2 protein-coding genes and 1 pseudogene are annotated in these 2,194 nt (G+C 71.2%); all 3 read right to left on the minus strand.

The genetic code is table 11. The features are described from left to right. Window positions 1–46: 46 nt before the first annotated feature. Complete coding sequence (locus Cco03nite_RS41865) at window positions 47–826, minus strand: DNA cytosine methyltransferase (RefSeq protein WP_203699613.1); 780 nt, start codon at window positions 824–826, stop codon at window positions 47–49. Beyond that, window positions 823–1,740: a hypothetical protein gene (locus Cco03nite_RS43105; protein ID WP_308440684.1), complete on the minus strand. Its 918-nt coding sequence runs from the start codon at window positions 1,738–1,740 to the stop codon at window positions 823–825. Before Cco03nite_RS43105 ends, Cco03nite_RS41865 begins: the two co-directional genes overlap by 4 nt. Before the next feature lie 2 nt (window positions 1,741–1,742). Further along, a pseudogene (locus Cco03nite_RS41875) lies at window positions 1,743–2,194 on the minus strand (FtsK/SpoIIIE domain-containing protein); the annotation flags it as partial.

A 2,194-nucleotide genomic window follows, 5' to 3' on the forward strand; every position in this document is an offset into this window, starting at 1 on the left:
TTCCGAGGTGTCGCAGCAGGTGAAGCAGGGTCGGGGTGGTGCGCCGTCAGGCGGCGGTCAGGGCGGTGTGGTCGGCGAGGATCAGTCGGCCGATGTGCTCGATGAGCTGGGGGACGACGGCGTTGCCGAGGGCGTGGAGTCGGTCCAGTTGGCGGGGAATCCCATGAGCCAGTCGAGCCACTGCGGGTTGACGTGCCAGCCAGTCATCCGCTGCCCGCCGGCGGTGATGTGCTGCCAGGCCAGGAAGTCCTCCAACTGCGAGCGGTGAGCGCCCGTCTCGGCCCTGGCCCAGCAGATCCCGTTCGCTCCCATCGCCGCCCTGGGGGTGGGCCACGAGGATGAGCCGTTCACGCGGGTGCGGCGCGCCGAACTCTGCCGCTGATAGCACTGCCCATTGCGCATCGAACCCGAGCGCGGCCAGGTCGGCGAGGATGATCCCGAAGGCGCGATCGTCGGCAAGCAGAGCTGGAACGTTCTCCATGAGCAGGTAGCGGGGTCGAAGAACGCGAAGGGTGTCGACGACAGCCGGCCACAGCCACCGTTCGTCTGCGATGCCGCGTCGTCTGCCCTCGGTGGAGAAGGGTTGGCAGGGGGCACCGGCACAGACCAGGACAGGGGCAGGGTGTCCGGTGCCGGTCCACGCCTGCGGGAACGTGTTGACGTCGTCATGGCGGATCACCTCCGGGAAGTGGCGAGCGAGCACGGACTGGCAGAACGGGTTGATCTCCACTTGGTGGGTGACGGCGAATCCGGCGCGGGTCAGGCCGAGGCTGAACCCGCCGATCCCGGCGAACAGATCCACAGCGACGGGGCGAGGCGTGTTCATCGGGCCGCCTCCGGCAGCGGCGTGCCGTTGACCGACGCGAGCGAGGTGCGCGGGGCGGTCAGACCGAGGGCGCGCATGATCTGGCCGGTGGTGTCGTTGCTGACCCGCAGCACCGCCCGCAGCTCGTCGCGGGTGATCGGCCGTCCGTTGGTCTGCTCGTGCTCGGTGACGGCGGCGCGGGCGCGGTCGAGCAGGTCTGCCGGCAGCGGCGGGGCGGGCCATTCCGTGACCGGGCGCTCCAGGGCGGGCACGTTGGTGATGACCGGCGCGACCGCCCGCACCACGACAGCCGGGACGGTGGGGACCGGCTCAGGACGGTCCTCGGCCACCGGGACGGCCGGGGGTGTTTCCGGGACGGCGGGGACGTACCGGGGGCGTTCGTTCGGGACGCGCAGGGGCGTCGGGGACGGCGCGGGGACGTCCTGGGGACGGGGACGGACGTCCGGGACGGGGACAGGACGGGGACGGTCGTCCCGGACGGCAGCCGGGGCGGGGTCGGCGGCGACCTCGGCGGCGGGTCCCTTGCCGAGGATGAGCTTGGCCAGGGCGGCGAAGGCGAGGGCGGGGAACACCGAGACCAGGTAGCCGGTCGCGCCGGGCTTGGCGACGGCGATCTGCGCGGCGACGGAGAACCCGAGTGCGGCCACGAGTAGGAAGATCGGGTAGCCGATCGGCTGTCCGGCGGCGTGGCGACGGCGCATGACGAGCATGGCCGCGATCGGGATCAGTTCGGAGATGACCGCGTTGGCCCAGCCGAACCAGTCACCGGTGCCGGCGGGGCTGTTGTGCATGGTCCAGTCGTGGACGTGGGTGAATGACGCGGCACCGGCGGCTCCGCCCACGGCGAGCAGGATCACGACCAGGACGAACGTTTCGAACTTGCCGCCTCGGTCGCGCTTGGTGTTGGTGGCCATGGTCAGTGCTCCTTTCCGGCGTAGGAGGGGGCGTAGTCGGCGACCAGCGCGGTGATGTCGGCGTCGGTCGGGTAGCCGATGCGGATGCGTTCGGGGTCGGCGTCGCCGTCGACCACGTAGCCGACGCCCGGCATGGAGCGGGGGATGAGGTCGCACAGCGCGCCGCGGTCGCGGGCGTTCTCGCCCAGCACCAGGTCCACCTCGGCGGGCTCCACCATGCGCAGCCCGACCCGGATCGCGAACAGGTTCCGCAGCGGAACGACCTCCTTACGGCCGTCCTGGACCAGCGCCACCACGTGGATACCGGCGGCGCGGCCCTTGGTCAGGATCAGCGCGAGCGCGGCCTTGACCCGGTCGGTGGTCTTCTTGTCGCCGTAAGCGGTCAGCGTCGCCAACTCGTCGATCAGGATGATGCGCTTGGGCTCCTCCACCGTGGCGACGTGCTGACGGGTCC

It is taken from the genome of Catellatospora coxensis (assembly GCF_016862635.1).
Lineage (GTDB): Bacteria > Actinomycetota > Actinomycetes > Mycobacteriales > Micromonosporaceae > Catellatospora > Catellatospora coxensis.

Excerpts from the sequence above, each read along its gene's own strand:
- Cco03nite_RS41865 (WP_203699613.1), bottom strand. The coding sequence starts at position 826 with ATGAACACGCCTCGCCCCGTCGCTGTGGATCTGTTCGCCGGGATCGGC.
- Cco03nite_RS43105 (WP_308440684.1), bottom strand. The coding sequence starts at position 1,740 with ATGGCCACCAACACCAAGCGCGACCGAGGCGGCAAGTTCGAAACGTTC.